Source organism: Helicobacter sp. T3_23-1059 (assembly GCF_053654515.1).
In genome coordinates this window covers 1-527 of record NZ_JBSIUV010000216.1, presented here as the reverse complement: position 1 = coordinate 527, position 527 = coordinate 1, and the positions used below count along the sequence as shown (strand labels likewise).

At 37.4% G+C, this 527-nt stretch carries 1 pseudogene; it reads right to left on the bottom strand.

Annotated features, from left to right (window positions below):
* A pseudogene (locus ACWIX0_RS14115) lies at positions 1–527 on the bottom strand (methyl-accepting chemotaxis protein); the annotation flags it as partial.

Sequence of the window (527 nt, the reverse complement as noted above, 5' to 3'; positions counted from 1 at the left end):
TCGCTGTGTTTAGTAGCTCTAGTAGGCTATTTACAGAATCTTTTAGGGCGTTTAGTTGAGGGTTGCTACCCTTTAGCGTGATAGCTTTATCTGCTTTGCCACTTGATTGGATATAGCTGATGACTTCTAGGGATTCTTTGACTAGGGCTGCGTCTTTATCGACACTGATTTGAGATTTTTGTATGTTTTCATTGATGATTTGCCCCATTTTGCCTAGTTCATCTTGAGCGCGGATTTTTATGGTATGGACTTCATCGCCCTCGTGGTTAATGTATTTAAAAAATGTGTCAAGTGCATTTAGGATAATCGGCAAACGCATAGCGACATTTTTCTTAACAAATAAAAACGACACCACCATAATGATAACAAGCACAACCACAGAAACAAAAAAGATAAGTTTGATGAGATTATATAGTGGCTCTAGCACCATTTTTTTGGGCGCACTTACTACGATAGAATACGAAGAGCCATCTTTATTTTTAAAAGAACTAACGCTAATATAACTATCTACGCCACCTAAAGTTTTA